The following is a 17,506-nucleotide window of genomic DNA, read 5'->3' as shown; positions in this document are numbered from 1 at the left end:
TCTTTTTCATCCTCATTCCTCGATTCATCATCCCTAAATTTTTATTGCACCAATAAAATCCACCGTCCAAAATAACTTGTCACCGTTTATATTCAACAAACTCTTACACTATCAGTCACAGATTGGAAGCAATTCTTAATGGCTAAAGACCGATGTTCTTTCTGAAATTCATAATATGCGCCAAGTGGTGATTGCCATGCCAAGCGAATAACGCTGTTGTCTTTCTAATACTTAGATCACCGGCATCAGGGTGACGAAACTGACGATTGAGTTCAGCAGGTGATAACGACCTCAATAAAAAGACCCATCGAAAATGAAGAGTTTCAATAAGCTTAAGTGATACATCGACTGGTAAGGCACGAGCATCTTCAAGTTCAGCCCATAATGCTTCATTGAACGGTATTATTGTGGGGAAGTCCTCAGTCAAGGCAAGTTTCACTCTGATGTATGCGTTCATATGACTATCTGCCAGATGATGAATAACTTGCTGAATTGTCCACCCTCCTGGTCTATAGGGAGAACTTAATTGTTCATAAGACAAATCTTTAACTGAATTGACAAGTAATTTTGGCACAGCCTCAATTTGGGCAATAAAGTTATCAACCTGATCCAAACTAACCTCTTCTGAAATATTAAATTGCCCGATGGGATACCTTAGTTTATCCATGTTCCAATAGGCCCCCTTTATTCACTTTTCATCTGAAAACCTTATTCTCAACTGTCTTTTTGACAATGTGCTGATTGATTTGTTTTAGTCCGTCTAGATCCATGACTTTAAGTGTATCTCTGATTGCATCAACCTGCGGAAACTTTGTTCCTCGGGGAAATAGTTTACTAAACTCATGTTCTTTATCATGATGAGATAAAATCAGTACCGGTAAGTTTTGGTCATTCTGTAAAACCCTTCTTCTTCATTTCAGTGACATTACAAAATAATGCCATCCCTGTCTTCATTTTCTTAAAGTTTAGCTTTTCATAGAATATTTCTTTACCTGGTGCAGCATATAATATGAAATTACATTTTGGAAGTGTCTTTATAATATTATTCACTATTAGTCTTCCTATCCCTTTACCTTGGTACTCCGGTAATATTGCTATATCATATATGGCAGCTTGATATGCCCCATCTGAAAGCGCACGACCAAAACCAATTAGTTTATCATCGTCAAAAATAAATACCACTGTATAGCTATTTTCAAAAGCTTTCTTGTGAATTTCTGCAGTGAAACTTGCCATTCCAACTTTTTTCAAAGTTTGAGATACACAATCCCAATTAATATTTGAACAATCGAGCTGAATCTTTAAACTCATCCTTTTTCATCTCCTACATATAGTATAAGTTTTATAATCCAAAAAAATGTTGTTACTTGTTTGTCCAAGGTCTCATTGAAGGGGGATGATACCTCTCGTCTCTCACTTAGTGCCTTGTCCATAGAGCAAATTTACCGTATACTCTCACGATCTGTCAACTACAGAATCACCCTCACCGTTTCAGCTGAGAGTCAAATATATATTAATATACCTAACTACTAGCCATGATGCCACCATTGAGGTGAATATGAAAAGAAGGTACTGTATATTAAGACGAAAAAATAAGCAGCCCATCCGTCAGTACAGTGGAGGAGGAGGGTTGCTTATTTTTTTAGCGATCTTTTTGGCGCTTTTGCTTCTTCTTATTTGAATCGTCAGACCCGTGATAGTAGTAGTAATAGTTGTATTCACCGGTTTTTAAGTCCGCTTTATTGAGAACGGCCCCAAGGATCTTGGCGCCCACTTTATCCAACAATTCTTTAGCTCTTAGCGCATAATCTTTGTTCACTTCTCCTGAGGCCAAGACCAAGATGACCCCGTCAACTTCCTGAGCAAGAACTGCGGCATCGGTCACTGCTATAACGGGAGGGGTATCGATAAGGACTATGTCATATTCCTCACTAAATTCCTTGATCAAACGCTTCATCCGATTGGAACCCACAAGCTCTGCAGGATTAGGAGGAATGGGGCCACCCGTAAGAACCTTTACGCCAGGGACAGCTGTTTCCCTAATATAGTTTCTGTAATCTTGTTCCTGAACTAGGGCAACTGACAACCCTTGTCTATTATCTAAGCCAAATAGTTTATGTTGAGTGGGATTGCGTAGGTCGGCATCGACCACAAGAACGCATTTCCCAGTTTGTGCCATACTCACCGCAAGATTAGCAACCGTGGACGATTTTCCTTCCCGAGGTCCGGAGCTTGTTATCATGATTTTCTTGGTTTCTGAATCCACATCCGTAAACTGAACGTTCGTCCTGAGCGTTCGATAAGCCTCTGAAATTGGAGATTTCGTTTGTTCTATAGTAATTAATGAATATGCCAATTGAATCTTCTCTCCGCCCCTTGTTTCCTGTTCCATTTTGACCTCCTAGATTCGCCTTCTAAACTTGTTCGAAATTTTAATATTTAGGATTAATTTATTTTTTCTTGTAATTTAAATATTGTTCGTTATTTGGAAAGTCTGTCTTCGAGAATCAAAAGGCCGTACATCATACGGCCTTTTCTCATGTAAAATTCCTTAGATTAGTAGTGAAAAACAGAGAGTTGGAATTCCCAACTCTCTGTATGGGACAGGTTATGTCTTCTTCCACACGAAACCCATTACTCTAATTTCACTGTGAACTTTACTAACTCGTTACCATTCCTAGAAGCAGTAATCTCGGCAGTACCTGTAGTGAGGCCTTGAATTTTTGAACCATCCTGGGCAACAGTCGCAATCATAGGATTGGAGCTTGCCCAAACAAGCATACTTGCAAGATTAAATCCATAAGTATTTATCCCTTCGACAGATAGAACAGGTGTATTATCATTATTAGCTAATGTATAAGGTTCCAACGAATCCGAAGTACAGGTAGTTTCGTTGATTTTGGTAACGATTTGAGAACGGATAACCGACATAGCCATGGCTTTTTCTGCGGCATTCGCTGGATCAATAACCGCCCCAACCTGACGCTGAGCTTTAACAAGCATATCTATATTCCAGCCATTGTCTGCGAGCTTTTCATCAAAAACCTGGTACGCGCTTTTCTTGATAACATTGGTCGTAGCAGTTTTCGTCCATCCAATAAGTTTTTCCTTCAGTTCTGTACCTGAACTGTTTACGAGATCTGATAACGCAGATATATTACCATTTTCGTAATCGACTACAAGCTCGTCTTCGATTACGTTTTTAAGCTCTTCTTGCATTGCCAATGCGAAACCATAGAACTCATTTACTTTAATGCCTGGGAAGAGGATGTTGAATGTGTCTAAATTATTTCTTTCAAAATCATTAAGTGCCTGTTTCAAATCGTTTGCGTCACTAGAATAGTTGATCTCTCTAAAACCTTCTAATGCCTCGATGATTTTTGCTTTTACCTCAGCTCTTGTAACACCTTTAGCTTTAAATGCACTAACCACTTGATCTGTCATCAGTCCTTCAGCGGCATCGGTTAAAGCCCCGTCTTGCACTGCAGCCGTCAATTTTGTTCTGGCTTCATTAATGGAATCTTTTTCGTTCTGATTAAGATACCCACGGTAGGACATAATTTGCGTAACAACTTGGTTAAGGTTTGCCGTAGATGATGAACCTCCTCCTTCGTTGACTCCACTGCCTCCACTACCTCCGCTGCCTCCGCTACCTCCGCTACCAGGTGTTACAGGCGTAGCAGGGGTTGCAGGGTTTTTAGCTCTACCTTTAAGAATACGGTTAAGAACACCATCAGGAACAACAGCTGTACCACCTAAAGCGGTTACAATACTTGTCGGGGAAAGTTTGCTACTTACATAAGTTGTATCTTCATTCTCTGATCCGTCAGTGAGAACAATGCCAGCATTATACTTAGCAGCAAGAGGTGCACCAGCCAAAGCGTCAATCGCTGTTTCCCCGTTTGCTACGAGTACATACTCATACTTCAAAACATTGTCAAATTGTTTAAGCACTGCGATGTTCGTATCATAGGCTGTATTTCCGTAATAGCGAGTTGCGCTTGGAAGCTGAGCCTTTACAACATCACTGATCACGGCTGTTCCACCAATTAAATCCGTTGCAGTTACACTCGCATTTGCACTCAGGAACGCTTTAACACTAGCAGGAATTGTGTCTCTTTCGGTTAAGAGAATTGGTTCAGTCTGAGCAGAGGCAATCGATGCGATGGAGAGCGCGTCCTGGTTCAGCCAGCCGTAAGCAACAGCTACTTTGCTTACTGTAGCACCTAGAGATACCAGTTTTCGAGCGATATTCGCAGATGTGGCAAATCGGTCAACTCCAGCGAGAGACTCAACCGTAATACCCATGCCTTTTAAAACATCAACTACAGCTTGGCTGATCACAGCAGTACCACTTGTAACATAAACCTTTGTGACCTTGAGTTTTATGAGTTCAGCTTTGGTGTCAGCATCCAATACGTTTCCAGCCCCGGTCAGAAGGATAGGAGCTTTAAGGAATGTAGCCAGCGGCCCAGCAGTCAGTGCATCAACCATACCATACGAGGTTGAGGATGCAAGAATTGCTGTACCCGTCCAGCCTGTTTGGTCAGCGATTGATACCGCGGTTTGCGCGGCAGTTGCTCCACCTATACGATTCGCCGCTACACCTTCAGCAAAAGCATTAAATGGGATCATAGTGAGTGCCATACCAACAATAGCTAATGAAGCTAAAGCTTTTTTTGCTTTTTTCATGTAGAAATTCCCCCTCTCGAATCTTTTTAGATCACTTTTTTCTCTTAGCGGATGAACTACTTTTTTCCAAGGACGTATTTGTCGTCCCTGACCCCCTGAAAATGATCCAACGCTAAATGTGAATATGATAGTCCATTCTCAAGAGACAGATAATATCCAAATATAGGGATTAATATATTTATACACCTGAACTGTATATACTTGTATATATTATAATATTGTTCCAGTTTATTTAAATCTGTATATACTACAGGGTAAACAAATATATTTTCCAGGTAGTTCCTACAGGTTTTCATATAGACGTTACGCAATAAAGCATTCCACAGAATAACCATAATAGGTTCTATGTCCACCTATATGTATTCTTTATTAAATACATTGTTAAAGTGAAATCTAGAGTCTGCCCTCATCAACGCCTAGAAACACTCAAGAAATCCTCTCGTGCTTCCGAGTCCCCTTCCAACACAACAACGGATTGTTCTTCCCATTCTGGTATGCCTTCCTCCTATTCTTTAATACGAAGCGAATTCTCTCTTTTAAGGGGCTTTCGGCCGAATCTCTGACAAAGATGACAAAACGTGGTAGAAAAGTTTGGCTTTTATAACAAATGGGGTCAAAAAATTCAATGAGGTAAAATGATGGATTAAAAAAGCGTGCCCTACTCGGGGACGCGCTCTTGTTTCTTTAACCACCATTCTGGGTACATTTCTGCACCAAGATTCAATTGGCATGTGCGTTTTCAGGCAGCATGTCAATCCCCAGCTTCTCCCTCAATACCTCCCGAATGTCCTGCGCAGAAATCGGCCTGCCTTTTGTCCCCAATTGGAAGAGTCAGCTGGGAAACCCGATGGCTTTTCTGGCGAATTTGGGACCGTACATGCAACCGTACTCCTGCAGATCCGCCGCTACCGGAACAACGACAGCGTCCGCCGAGATTTCCCAGCCTGAAGTATCCGAAGCTTCGGGGATTTGCTCATGCTCTCTGTCCATCATACATAAATGAAACCCCAGCCTGGGCCCGGCCCAGTAATAAGCCTGGATAAAATCCTCCCCTTCGAAACCGCAGCCCGGCAGGTCCGGAAAAACAACCGTATATTTGCCGCTTATTTTATCCCGCTCTATAATGGCCCAGAAAACATATTTCCTCTTCATCATCCACCATTCCTTACTGCGCATCTCCTCCGGGACGAGCTTGCCCGCTCCACGTCTCGTCCTTAAGCCACACATTCAAAAGATCGTAAACTTTATTCTTATAAGTGATATACGTCTCCTTGTCATTGGGGGCGATTTTGAGCAGCTCTTGCTTCACATCCTTAATGGTTTTATCCAGGTTTTCACAAAGGAAGGCGATATGGTTGGCCCTGACCTTGAGCGCGGTATTAATGAAGTTCGTTTTCATCCTCTCGTAGCCCTTGGCGGATGAGCTTTGTTGGAGCGATTCCAGCGAATCCTTCAGCTGCCTGGCCGTTTTATCGAGTTCCGCTTTGGACGTCTTGACGTTCTCCAATTGGACCTTCAGATTGGCAAGCTCCGTAGTCAGCTCGGTGATGATACCGCTTTGGTCTTCCACTGTCTTCTGGAGGTCTGCGTTCTCCTGCAGGGCCTGGTCTTTTTCCTGTAAAACCCGGTCTTTTTCATGCAGGGTCTGCGTCCGTTCATTGACCGCTTGCCTGAGTTCCTGTTTGGTCATTCCCTCGATATCCATATCGATGATGAATTGCGCCCGTTCCTCCTTTGGGATCCCTAAAAGAAGCACCGCCTGGCTGTAGTTCAAATTCGGATCCGGATCCGAATTTGAGGAGGTAAGCTGTTCGGCTCCGTACTCTTTGAAGATACGCATCAGTTTATTGGCCCTGCTCTGGGAGAAATCGACCGACTCCTCCAGCCACTTGCCCCATTCTCCATACTTGAGCAGGGCCTTGGCCTCCGTCAGCCGCCTTCCGATCTCGACGGCGGCGGCAAGGTAAATCCTCTCAACCTGGTATTTGATCAAGTTAATTTCGGCCGCGATTACCTGGGTGGTGCGTCCGCTGATGACATCAGTTACTGTATCAGTCATGTATCCACACTCCTTGGGGCTAATTACACTCATAGGATATGTGGTCAGGCTTAAGAGTGTGACAACCTCAGTCGTCAGGCTTTTTAATCTAGGGAAGTACCCCGTTGTTTGGTCGAGACAGCAGGGTACTTCCCTTTTTAGAATCTTTTTAATGCCCCCAAGCCTGTAGCAGGCGGTCAATCATTCTCATAGTATATTAGGACAAGAGTGAACAAGCTCAGCTTGTCAAACTGCTGAAGGGAGGGATAAACCATGGCGGTGACAGAGATAACTTTGGATTCGATACTGACAACAAAATACCAAACCGGGACTACGCCGGCAGGCGGCCCGGAGACCCGGAAGAAAAGCTTGAATTATGTGAAGCCTACAGCCACGAGTCAAGACATCTATGATGTTGCAGCGGCTCTATCAAGTTTGAGCCAGTATCCGCTGCTGAATGTTGTACTCGGCAAAAACTGGGAGCTTATTAATGAATAAGCAGCGGGAAAATCTGCCTGAAAGACCGGCTATGAAAAGTCAAAGCAAATCTTTAGGAGGTTATTAAAATGGCAATTATTACAAGCAAGGTGTTAAAACTAACTTTTCTTACTACCGACGGCAAATCCTTCGTTATTTCCGTCCCACAGCCGAGGGAGAACCTGACGCTGTCTGAGGCCCAGACTGTGATGGAAACGGTTATAGCAAAGAATATTTTTAACAGCCCTAGCGGCGAACTGGCCGCGATACGGGATATCAGGGTGATTGACATGACCACTAACGATCTCTACGATCCACCGGTGACGTAAGCAATTTGACCACAGAAAAGGAGGCGCCTTTTGAACTGCACTCAGTTCTTTAGGCGCCTCCTTCTTTGGTCTTCATTCCCGAACACTGGAAAAGCTATAGTTTCCCTTTATTAACTGGAACCAAGCAGTTGGACAAAGCAACGCTTTACTATGTAACAACCTGGACGGCCATAACATAAGATATTGTATCCCTGGTGTTTAAGCCTGAGGCGGATCGAAAAGGGAAGAAACCCGCTGCTCAGCGGGCTTCTTCTTTATTGTCATTATCCTATTCAAGATATGAAAGTGGTGCCTTTGATATTCCGAGTACCTCGCTTATTAAACTTGCCGAATTCTATTAAACAGTTATCAACTATCAGTTGGGACTGACCAATAATAAAAAACCCTATCGCTAAGGGTGATATTCCCACTCATAACATACTCCCATTCATCACCATAATCGAAGCGGTACAGAAAGGTTTTGCCAGGGTATAATCCCAATTCCCCAATTGTGACGTCATCAGCCTGTGGCCCCTCATCAAGGGTTTATTCGGAGGCACACGCGAAGGGTTCTTGTTCGTCTTCACTATTCATCCTTTAAATCGTTATCCGTGCTAGTTGATGAAGCCCCATTAAAATCAAACCTTCACCATCTTCTTCATCACAAACTACCCGGCAAAGGCTCCTTCATCTTCCAGAGAATACCAATTGGTGCTGAACCGTAATGGCTTTGAAAATCGGCAAATCCAATACCAGTAACGGAGATGCAAAAGCCCCCTCTTTCTTATACTCTCTAACAAAAACAACACTACTACTAATTATAGGTAACGGTCTGATGGAAATCTCTTCTTGAACAACAAAAAAAGCCTTGAGGCGTACAACTTATGTACCTCAAGGCTTTCATTATGTATCTCCACCACATTCGAGGGTTTGATTGGTGGAGGCGACCTTACACTATATAAAACCCTGCAATTTAAAGCTACCTTTTAAAAATCACTATTTTGCGCCCCTCCCCAGAGTAGCCTACTTCAGACATATTAGTCTTAACCATTCTGGATTTATACCATAATACCTTACCAGGAAACCCTGAACCCGTTAATATTACTTTATAGAGCAGATAACAAGATTTGAACTCACGACCCTAGGCTTGGGAATTCGATCCCTATAGTTTACCGTGATACTGGTTAACCTCTAGCGGCCTAATATGATGCGGGTTTCGATGCTTTTGATAATATTGATGTTATGCCTTTTTGAAACTTTTTTTGGCGTCGTTGTCGTCAAAATTGTCGTCCAAATTAAGCGAGTTCGATAAACATCTAATTTAAAATCAGGCTTGTTTATTTGAATCACATGTTTATGGCTGCTCTGAAATGGATTTTGTAAATAACAACTTACAATACAGGTGATTACGCGTTACTTTGCTTAACAATGGATACGGGGATCATCATTCGGAGTAAGTAAATTCCTTTCTCAATGTCTATTACCCAATTAAGGAAAACATGAGTTACAGTCAGAAGAGCAGATGTTTTTTTCTTAACTCCTAGGGCAAAGACATAAAAGCAATTGATGCGTATACTCTCCAGCGCCTAAGAGTAGCCAGGATTCACGACCACCCGACCAAAGAAAAGGTCAGGAGTATTTATACTCCTAACCGTATTCGCAAGATGCAGTGGGCACAAAAAGCGGCGCAGAGCACTTGAATAACGTTAATCACAGTTGGTAAACCGTATAACCTCAGTGGGACATGTGCAGTTTGATGAGAGGGAAGCCATTAAAGTGGTTTCCCTACTCTATTATTTTGATTATTTCTTTTAAAGCTCATTTTGTTAACAACCAGACTTTTTAAGCAAAGAGATAAGCGCTGAGTCCAACCTCATTGATAGTCAGTCTATTATGCCTTTTTCTTTAAGATCTTTATAGCTAAACCAAATTTTCCCATTCTCCTTTTTCATGTGTATACCATTGAAAACTCCTGTTGCGTTTTCTGCCGCCATAAATTCATCAGTCATTTCATTAACGTAATATGGGGTATACGGGAAATCTTTAGGAAAACCATAAACTTCGAAATGTCCCGGTAAACTGGATTTTTCACGTCCTACAATACCAAGTTCTAAAAGATCATCTTCACGGGCTGTTATCTTTTCAAAAGTATAACCGCTAACCCAGCCATCTTCAGGAATTACGTAATCAGGTGTTACCGTAACGCCTTTATTATAGTCGATACCTTCAGCTGCATTAAGGTATTGACCAACCATTCTTTCTGCATCAGCGGTAAATCCTAAAAACTCGGCCCAATCCAAATAGACTTGACCAAAAGTGCTTTGCAGCCATTCACTTGACGTCACATCATCTGTCAGACTATATTTGCTTTTCAGATATGATAAATCTGAAAAGAAATGATTACATTCCTTACGAGTATTTGTCACAGTTGTTCCATTGTACTGCCAATAAACTATATCATTGTCATTTAAGCCTCGTAAATCAACTACAGAAACATGATAAGTGCTAGATGTTCCTGTGAAATAAACATCGAATCTATCAGAACCTAGATAGCCCATTAATCTTTGAAAACCTAAATATTCACCAATGCCATTTTCAGTATATAATTTGCTGAGGTCCGTTGTATTATTAGTAGGATTTGTGACTGATGAGTTCTCTTCTAATGTATTATCAGATAAGCTCTGTATTAAATTATCTGAAACAACCGCAGTTCCTCCAAAAACATATATTTCATCTGCATTTGCATAACGATTTTTATAATAATTTTTTGTAGTTGCCAATGGTGATGAGTTATTTACTAAAATAATGGGTGCTTTTACTTTCGAAGCATACAGAGCACCGGTTAACGCATCCGCAAATCCCTCTCCAGTAGCTAAGCAAATGCTATTCGCATTAAAGTCGTTGCCAAATTTTTGATTTATAGCAATATTTCTCTCATATTTGTTTGCCCCGACAATTCGTTCGGGATTAATCAATTGATTGAAGACACTGTCATTAATAATGTTGGAATCACCAATAACATAAGTTTTGCTGACATTTAGCGTAGCAATATAATTCTTAACAACATCTGGAATATTATCTTTTGGAACTAAAATAATTGGAATTTGTTTTAAAGCAGCGATTGGGGCAATTGACAACGCATCTGGGTAATCTTCCCCTGTAGTAACGATTAATTCCGAAGGCATATTTAGTTGTTGCGCAATTTTTATTGCTGTATCATACCTATCATAACCGGCAATACGTATTGTAACAATTCCCATTCCTTGTAGCTTTGTCTCGATAGACATAGGAATGACTGCAGTTCCACCAATAATAAACACTTGCGTAACCTGCAAATCTATTAATGTTTGCTTAGTAACGTCAGGTAAATCATTACTTCTAGTCAATAAAATTGGTGCATTATACTTTTGAGCCAAAACTCCTGCCGATAAAGCATCGGGAAAATTTTCTCCATAAGCTAATACTGCATAATCTGATTGCGTCCACCCCTCCTTGGCAATTTCTACAGCAGTAGAATACCTATCAGTACCTGCTAAACGAGTTATTATTGTTGATGTGCCGGCAAGAGTTGGTATGGTAATAGAAAATAAGATAATAAAAGTAAGTAATACACCTAAAACGTTCTTCTTCATTGTCATAGTCCTTCTTCCTCCCCTTCCTTGTTATGCTAGGAAATATCTGTATTTCTTATTTATTCGACTTTTTAACATATGTTTCCTGCTTTAACTTTTAAAAAATATATACTCTCCTTCTAAATTATCTTCAGGTTTCAAAACTCTAGTGGTTAATCCCACCCCAATTAAAATTAAGGCTTACTAGATAATTTCTATTCAGATACACTAAACAGACAAATCATTCCTCCCCCTAGTTACCTCAGTATTTTTCCACCCTTATCCACTTTTTAACTCGTATACAAAATGCGTTAGTTAAAAACTTCCATTGGAATTGTCAAATTTAGTTTAACCCCTAAACTCGATTCTGATAAAAAGTTAAACTGTGGCAAAGCCCTAATACTTAACGAACCTTAACCCTAAAATAATGGAATGGAGTCTTGAGACATTTTTGAGGAGCAAAGCCTTGATTACTTCGTTTATCCGGCTTTTGCTCAGCAATTTACCCAATGTATGAAATCACTGCCACTGATTGTATATTTCAATCACTTTTCGAATTGTCCTCCACAATTATCTAAATAATGGAGGAGAAAGAATACACCTTCCCCTACCCCATGATTTTAGATTCTTATTCAATTGTTCAAATTCTATGAGCTGCTAAAAACCAATTCGTTCGATACCTTCAGCAGATATAGTCCTTTTAGTAATAGTCTTACCATTTCTCTTTGAGTTGTAAAATGGTTTCTCTGTCGTCTAAATAAAAATAATTGCATGATATTTGATCCTATAAAGATCAAATATAGCACAGCTTCTACGGCATTTCCTTCATGCACAAAGCAATGCTCTAAACCCACATTGGTGTTTTAAGTTATTAAAAATCAAGTTCTCAATATCCCAACGTGCTCTTATTATTTTAAACAATGTCTTCAGCGTCATATCCATACAAGTCGTTACCATAATCTGTGTGTGCTGCTGATTAGTATGTTTAATGGCAAATTTCACATACCGCAACGGCTGCTTCACATTATCCATTGTAAAAGTTGACTCGTAAACTTCTACTTTCTCAAATCCTTTTTCATCTTCCCAAACCTCTACTGCATCCGTCTTATTGACCGTCTTTTTGGCTAACCGCAAACTATTATTGTTATTGTTTTTTGCTCGGACAATCACGTCAATACCCAGGCTTTTGCAGTGATTAATCCAGATAGAATTACAGGCCAGGGCATCATAAACTACAACATCACTTAAGTTTCTATGACTCTTCACGACTTCTGCAATCAGTCTTTTCCCAACATTCAGCTCGCCTTCATCCTTTAAAGCGGAATCTTTTCCGGACTTGTACATTTCAAAACCACTCACCAGCTTGGGGCCAATCCCTACTGTTGACATGACAGCACCACTATGGAAATTATGAGTCTTCTCACCTTTGGTAATTCTCAGGCAATCTGGACAGCTTTTCTTATTGCTACCGAAGAATTTTGTTCTATCTATAGCAACCACGGTATATCCATCAATGGTACCGTTTTCAAAAACCTTATTCTCAACTGCCTTTTTGACGATGTGCTGATTGATTTGTTTTAGTCCGTCTAGACCCATGACTTTAAGCGTATCTCTGATTGCATCAACCTGGGGCAGCTTTGTTCCTCGGGGAAATAGTTTACTAAACTCATGATTCTTTATCATGAAATTTAGCTCATTAAAGCTTTTTATCCTAAGCAAAAAAGCAAAAAGTACAGGCAAAATTACTTGTCCTGTGCAATAAGTTGAGTTAACTCTTCCGTCAGACAGTTTATTCAAACCACGTTCGATGTGGTAAACATTCTTTATATATCTTACTAGTTTTTCAAAGTGGTTTTTTCTCAATTTGACCTCTCTTTCCTCTGAATTTTAACAGAAAGAGAAGTCTGAAAAAAGCTTAAAAACCTCCGAATTTGATACATTTTTATAATTGGTACAAATACCAGTGAAATCAATGGTCTGACTGTGTAGAGGCTAAAGTGCTGTATGACAAATACATTTATGTTCGCTCGAACCTTCATCGTTATTTTCTATGGTTCCTCAGTATTGCGCTCCTATATTACATGATAAAGACTGCAGTCGCTAATGGAGTAGAGCATGCAAACGCCAGGCTGAGAATGATGTCCATGAAATTAAGATAAAGATAACGAAAATGGCCCTCAGTAAAGACTAGGGCTCGTTTCTGTTTTTATTTCTTATCAGCTTTCTTTATATTCATCAGCATTATTTGATACTTATCTAAAACAGCATCTAATATTTGACTTGCAGTTACGACTTCCGGATCCGTAAAGGATTTACCCTCTTTTATCTTGATCATACTTAAGCGTAATGTTTTATTAGCTCTTCAAGTTCAGACATACGTTATCCCTCCTAATGTTAGGGATTAGTATGCTCAGTATTATATATCATAACTTAAAAAAAGCCCCCACCGTTGCCGATGAGAGCTGAGTATATTTTTCCAATGTCTATGAGCGTCATTCTATTGGTCCTTTTTCCTTGATTATAATTCCATTAGTCTCACCATTATCTGTACCATTCTTTAAAGTAATTCCATCACCGTTATTTGTACCATTCGTTCCATCTCCAACCACTTCAACATTACCGTACTTTGCTTTCATCTCATCATCAATCTTCTGTTCAGCTAGGGCTCTTTTATATGCGGCGTCGACCTCAGCTGAATTAATCTTCGGGGATAACTCTATCTCAATAACTGTTGTTTTAGTTGTATTCTGTGAAGGTTGAGTCGCCTGTTGTGGCTGTGGTTGGGGTTGGGGTTGGGGTTGGGGTTGTGTGGATTGTACCGTGGAGGCCGGAGCAGGTTCACTGGGTTGAGGTGTTTTTTCTGTCGTGCTTTCTAAAACTGGAGAAGGGACAGCAGAAACAGGTTCAGGAGAAACCAGTGGTTCGGGTTCAGAGACGGGAGACGATTCAGGTGCCGATGCATCTGAAGAAACAGAATTGTCGGGATTAGAAACAGGCGAATTGGCGTTACTTTGACACCCGGACACAAACAAAAGGGCAAAAAGTAAGATCACGGTCAACAATTTTTTCAATGAAATCCCCCCCTATTCAAACTTTATCTTTTCTCAAGATAACATTATGGATTATCACATTATAGATAGTTTAGATCCTAAAAAAAGAACCATTCATCTTTAAAAAGGTCTTTTCTCCTTCACCCTTTCGACTCTAAATTAAAGAGACTAAGATAAATTGTATTATCTCATAACTTTCTTGCGAAGTAAGGGGAAACGTGTCTAAACGTAACAGAAAGACCCTCACCGTTTCCGATGAGAGCCAAATAAAGAGGAAGAGAAATCTGTTGAGGGGTATTTTATCCATAATAAGGTGGATCGCAAAGCATTCCGTGATCTAAAGAAGAAAGCCTCTGCAGGAGTAGACAACATAACGGTCAAGGAATATACAGAGGAACTGGAATCCAACCTTGGCAAGGCAGTAGAGCAGTTAAAAAGCAAACAATACCGTGCGAAGCTAGTACGCAGAGTGTATATCGACAAAGGCAACGGAAAGAAAAGACCGCTGGGTATACCTGCGGTCTCAGACAAGATCATTCAACGCGCGGCGGCGAAGATTCTAGAGGCAATCTATGAACAGGAGTTCAGTGACCATAGCTATGGATACCGGCCGCATACAGGAGCACAAAAGGCAGTAATAGATTTAACCCATGAACTAAACTTTGGAAAGTATAGCTACATCGTTGAAGCAGACATCCGAGGCTTTTTTGATGCTATTGATCATGATTGGCTCATTCGAATGTTGGAATTGCGCATAGCAGACAAAACATTTCTGAGACTGATCAAGAAATGGCTAAAAGCAGGCATCTTGGACATCAATGGAATGGTTAAACATCCAGTAACCGGATGCCCGCAAGGCGGAGTCATCAGTCCAATTTTAGCGAACATCTACCTGCATTATGCACTTGATTTATGGTTCGAAAAGAGGGTTAAGCCGTCTTGCAAAGGCATGAGCTACATCTGCATATATGCAGATGACTTCGTGTGTGCGTTCCAATACAAACAAGACGCAGTGCAGTTTTACCAAGCAGTAGGAGAGCGCTTAGGAAAGTTCGGACTGGAACTGGCGCAGGAGAAAACCAACATCATAAGCTTTTCACGATTTCGCAAAGAGGAAAACACAAAGTTTGAGTTCTTAGGGTTTGAATTTCGCTGGGGAGTATCCGCCAAAGTCGGAGATATTATCAAACGACGCACAGCACCAGGTAAATTAAGAAAGTCACTGACCGCATTTACAGAATGGTGTAAAGAGATGCGAAACAAACGTTTGAGAAGGATCTTTCCTAAACTCATAGCAAAACTGCGAGGCTATAACAACTACTATGGACTTATTGGAAACTACAGCAGTTTAAGCAAGTTCCATGAACAAGTAAAGAAAATTCTCTATAAATGGCTTAACAGGAGAAGTCAGCGACGTAGTTTCAATCTAGTCGAATTCAGCGCATGTTGGAAAAGATATGGGGTTCCAAAGCCAAGAATTGTCGAGTCGAATCTAGTACAACTTCACTTTGATTTCTGATGCTGGAAGTATGGAAGCGAATACTTTTGAGGAGCCCGGTGCGATAATTCCGCACGCCGGGATCTATGCGGGGGGTGTCGGGTAACCGGCATCTCTACCGTGACTCGGACATCTAAGCTTAATTTATAATCAGTAAGTCTTTTAAGTTGTGAACAAAGATAATCACTAAAAAGAGCTTTTATCTGTCAATGTATCAGCTTTTACTTTGAAGACCGATTGAAGTACATTTGGACATAGAAGGAATAACACATCTATGTCTACGATATAAACAACGCTGAAGGGACCTTCAAGCCTTTAAGCATTAGCATCAAATTTCTTACTTAGCGTCAGAACGGCAAACATATTGACATGAATTCCTCGTTGATTTACAGGCCGCTTCTAATTATGCTTTAACCTTGTAAAACTATAAGCGTTTAATGTCACCTACAGTTTAACTTTGGCCCGAATACAAATAGGGTTCTAATTCCAATAGAAACATATTTTTTTCGCTCATACCGGTAAGAAATTGAATTTTATCTCTATAGGATCCATATTTTTTTACTCAGATAAAAATCGCAGGTGGTTTCTTATGGTATCCATGATAAAGACCACTGACATATGGATTGGTGGCCCTTTTAAAAATATAAATTGCCTTTAAAAAAGGAGGTTTCCTTTTTTAAAGGCAAAAATCATTTCAAACAAAATATATGACTAAATCAGGAGCATATTCTTTCCTCGGGTAAACGGAAGCATATCGTTTCCGTTTGGAAAAAATATCGTTCCGTTGTTAACATACATCATTATTCATATATGGTAATAATTGGTGGAGGCGACCTTACACTATATAAAACCCTGCATTATAAGACTGAATTCAATCATAAATTATCCTTGTAAATAAAAAGAACTTCATTGTATTCAATAGGTTTATAGTCGGCACTTACCGTCCAAAAGTCAATTGCACGGCGAATAAATTTCTTATAATTTAAAACCCTTTTCAAACTATTTGAGTAAAACATATATTTCTTCCGATTTCTATCCTTCTTTTTGTGTCAACGCATTTGCAGTCTTTAGCGAAGTTAAGTTGCCATACATTGGCCTTTAATTTTGTTTTTCCTGATGGAGTTTAAGAGAAAAGTAAATGACTAATGCATTTAAAATATTAGTCATTTTACCTTAAATATAATTTTAGTGAATATAAGTAGGGTTGGATTCCTCAACAACACTTCCATTGATGTTAATTGGCATAGTTGACAAGGTATCTCCCGCAATAACGCGTCTTTCATTGAAAAGTGATTCATCCCCAAATGTCACTATACCCCAAGCAGCAACGAGTCCTGTGATTGCATTTGTTAAAGTATATGATAAGGTGCTATTACTATCTTTGGGTGCAACTTTATTTTTTGCGAAGCCACTTAAGAACGCATTAGTAATACTGCCTGTAATCGAACCTAACACAACACCCTTGATGGGCCATTTATTTAAACCGGCCTTCGTTAAGCTCCATACCATAAATATACCATTAACCGCATTTAAACCCAATGTCATCCAAGCACCTAACAATTGTCCATTCCATTTATTAGCCTGCCTTTTACTCTTTACCCATACGCCTGCAGCCGTACTCCAATAATTACGTTTTGAAATTTTCTGTTTATAAGATGCGTAATCAAATATTGATTGAAATATAAAAGCTAGCCCTCCCGCAAGAATACCTAACATCATACGGTCTTTAGTTTTAGGAATGTTCATAAAAAACCCTCCTTAATTTTTGATTTGTATTCGTGCTATTATGATTCATCTTATATGACTTAATTAGTCTTTGTAGAATTTGCAAT

14 protein-coding genes are annotated in these 17,506 nt (G+C 40.0%); 3 read left to right on the top strand and 11 right to left on the bottom strand.

All coding sequences use genetic code 11. The features are described 5' to 3' along the window. Positions 1 to 142: 142 nt before the first annotated feature. The 6 genes from BUB11_RS02620 to BUB11_RS02585 form a co-directional block, all read right to left on the bottom strand. On the bottom strand, positions 143 to 667 hold the full coding sequence (locus BUB11_RS02620) for a YfiT family bacillithiol transferase (protein ID WP_073027632.1): 525 nt from the start codon (positions 665 to 667) through the stop codon (positions 143 to 145). Positions 668 to 888: 221 nt separating this feature from the next. After that, the gene (locus tag BUB11_RS02615) at positions 889 to 1,311 is read right to left on the bottom strand and encodes a GNAT family N-acetyltransferase (protein ID WP_073027631.1); all 423 of its coding nucleotides are present in this window, start codon (positions 1,309 to 1,311) and stop codon (positions 889 to 891) included. Positions 1,312 to 1,642: 331 nt separating this feature from the next. After that, the gene (locus tag BUB11_RS02610) at positions 1,643 to 2,356 is read right to left on the bottom strand and encodes a CpsD/CapB family tyrosine-protein kinase (protein WP_073028188.1); all 714 of its coding nucleotides are present in this window, start codon (positions 2,354 to 2,356) and stop codon (positions 1,643 to 1,645) included. A gap of 278 nt (positions 2,357 to 2,634) precedes the next feature. Then, complete coding sequence (locus tag BUB11_RS28130; protein ID WP_084110128.1) at positions 2,635 to 4,692, bottom strand: cell wall-binding repeat-containing protein; 2,058 nt, start codon at positions 4,690 to 4,692, stop codon at positions 2,635 to 2,637. A gap of 831 nt (positions 4,693 to 5,523) precedes the next feature. After that, the gene (locus BUB11_RS02590) at positions 5,524 to 5,868 is read right to left on the bottom strand and encodes a type II toxin-antitoxin system HicB family antitoxin (RefSeq protein ID WP_242947425.1); all 345 of its coding nucleotides are present in this window, start codon (positions 5,866 to 5,868) and stop codon (positions 5,524 to 5,526) included. Further along, a complete protein-coding gene (locus tag BUB11_RS02585; RefSeq protein ID WP_073027628.1) occupies positions 5,858 to 6,751 on the bottom strand; it encodes a DUF3102 domain-containing protein in 894 nt (297 codons plus the stop codon). The genes BUB11_RS02590 and BUB11_RS02585 overlap by 11 nt, the downstream gene beginning before the upstream one ends. 252 nt (positions 6,752 to 7,003) lie before the next feature. Between BUB11_RS02585 and BUB11_RS02580 the strand changes: the two genes are divergently transcribed. Then, complete coding sequence (locus BUB11_RS02580) at positions 7,004 to 7,228, top strand: DUF1659 domain-containing protein (protein WP_073027626.1); 225 nt, start codon at positions 7,004 to 7,006, stop codon at positions 7,226 to 7,228. 68 nt (positions 7,229 to 7,296) lie between these two features. After that, complete coding sequence (locus tag BUB11_RS02575; RefSeq protein WP_073027624.1) at positions 7,297 to 7,536, top strand: DUF2922 domain-containing protein; 240 nt, start codon at positions 7,297 to 7,299, stop codon at positions 7,534 to 7,536. Between the two features lie 1,862 nt (positions 7,537 to 9,398). On the opposite strand, the gene BUB11_RS02570 is transcribed toward BUB11_RS02575, so the two are convergent. The 4 genes from BUB11_RS02570 to BUB11_RS02555 all read right to left on the bottom strand — a co-directional run bounded on the left by BUB11_RS02570 (position 9,399) and on the right by BUB11_RS02555 (position 14,197). Beyond that, positions 9,399 to 11,153 (bottom strand): cell wall-binding repeat-containing protein, encoded by a 1,755-nt coding sequence (locus tag BUB11_RS02570; protein WP_073027622.1) that lies wholly within the window; start codon positions 11,151 to 11,153, stop codon positions 9,399 to 9,401. Between the two features lie 798 nt (positions 11,154 to 11,951). Then, a complete protein-coding gene (locus BUB11_RS02565; protein WP_242947424.1) occupies positions 11,952 to 12,809 on the bottom strand; it encodes a transposase in 858 nt (285 codons plus the stop codon). A gap of 523 nt (positions 12,810 to 13,332) precedes the next feature. Further along, positions 13,333 to 13,461, bottom strand: coding sequence for an aspartyl-phosphate phosphatase Spo0E family protein (locus BUB11_RS02560; protein ID WP_345788565.1), 129 nt, complete (start codon positions 13,459 to 13,461; stop codon positions 13,333 to 13,335). 157 nt (positions 13,462 to 13,618) lie between these two features. Continuing rightward, a complete protein-coding gene (locus tag BUB11_RS02555; protein ID WP_073027621.1) occupies positions 13,619 to 14,197 on the bottom strand; it encodes a hypothetical protein in 579 nt (192 codons plus the stop codon). A gap of 292 nt (positions 14,198 to 14,489) precedes the next feature. Between BUB11_RS02555 and ltrA the strand changes: the two genes are divergently transcribed. Then, positions 14,490 to 15,695: a group II intron reverse transcriptase/maturase gene (gene ltrA / locus BUB11_RS02550; RefSeq protein WP_242947423.1), complete on the top strand. Its 1,206-nt coding sequence runs from the start codon at positions 14,490 to 14,492 to the stop codon at positions 15,693 to 15,695. A gap of 1,164 nt (positions 15,696 to 16,859) precedes the next feature. Here the strand turns inward: ltrA and BUB11_RS02545 are convergent. Next, complete coding sequence (locus BUB11_RS02545) at positions 16,860 to 17,420, bottom strand: hypothetical protein (RefSeq protein WP_073027617.1); 561 nt, start codon at positions 17,418 to 17,420, stop codon at positions 16,860 to 16,862. Between the last annotated feature and the right edge of the window lie 86 nt (positions 17,421 to 17,506).

The sequence above is a fragment of the Desulfosporosinus lacus DSM 15449 genome, assembly GCF_900129935.1.
Classification (GTDB): Bacteria; Bacillota; Desulfitobacteriia; order Desulfitobacteriales; family Desulfitobacteriaceae; genus Desulfosporosinus; species Desulfosporosinus lacus.
The sequence above is the reverse complement of the archived record's forward strand: the minus strand, read 5'-3'. Positions and strand labels throughout refer to the sequence as shown.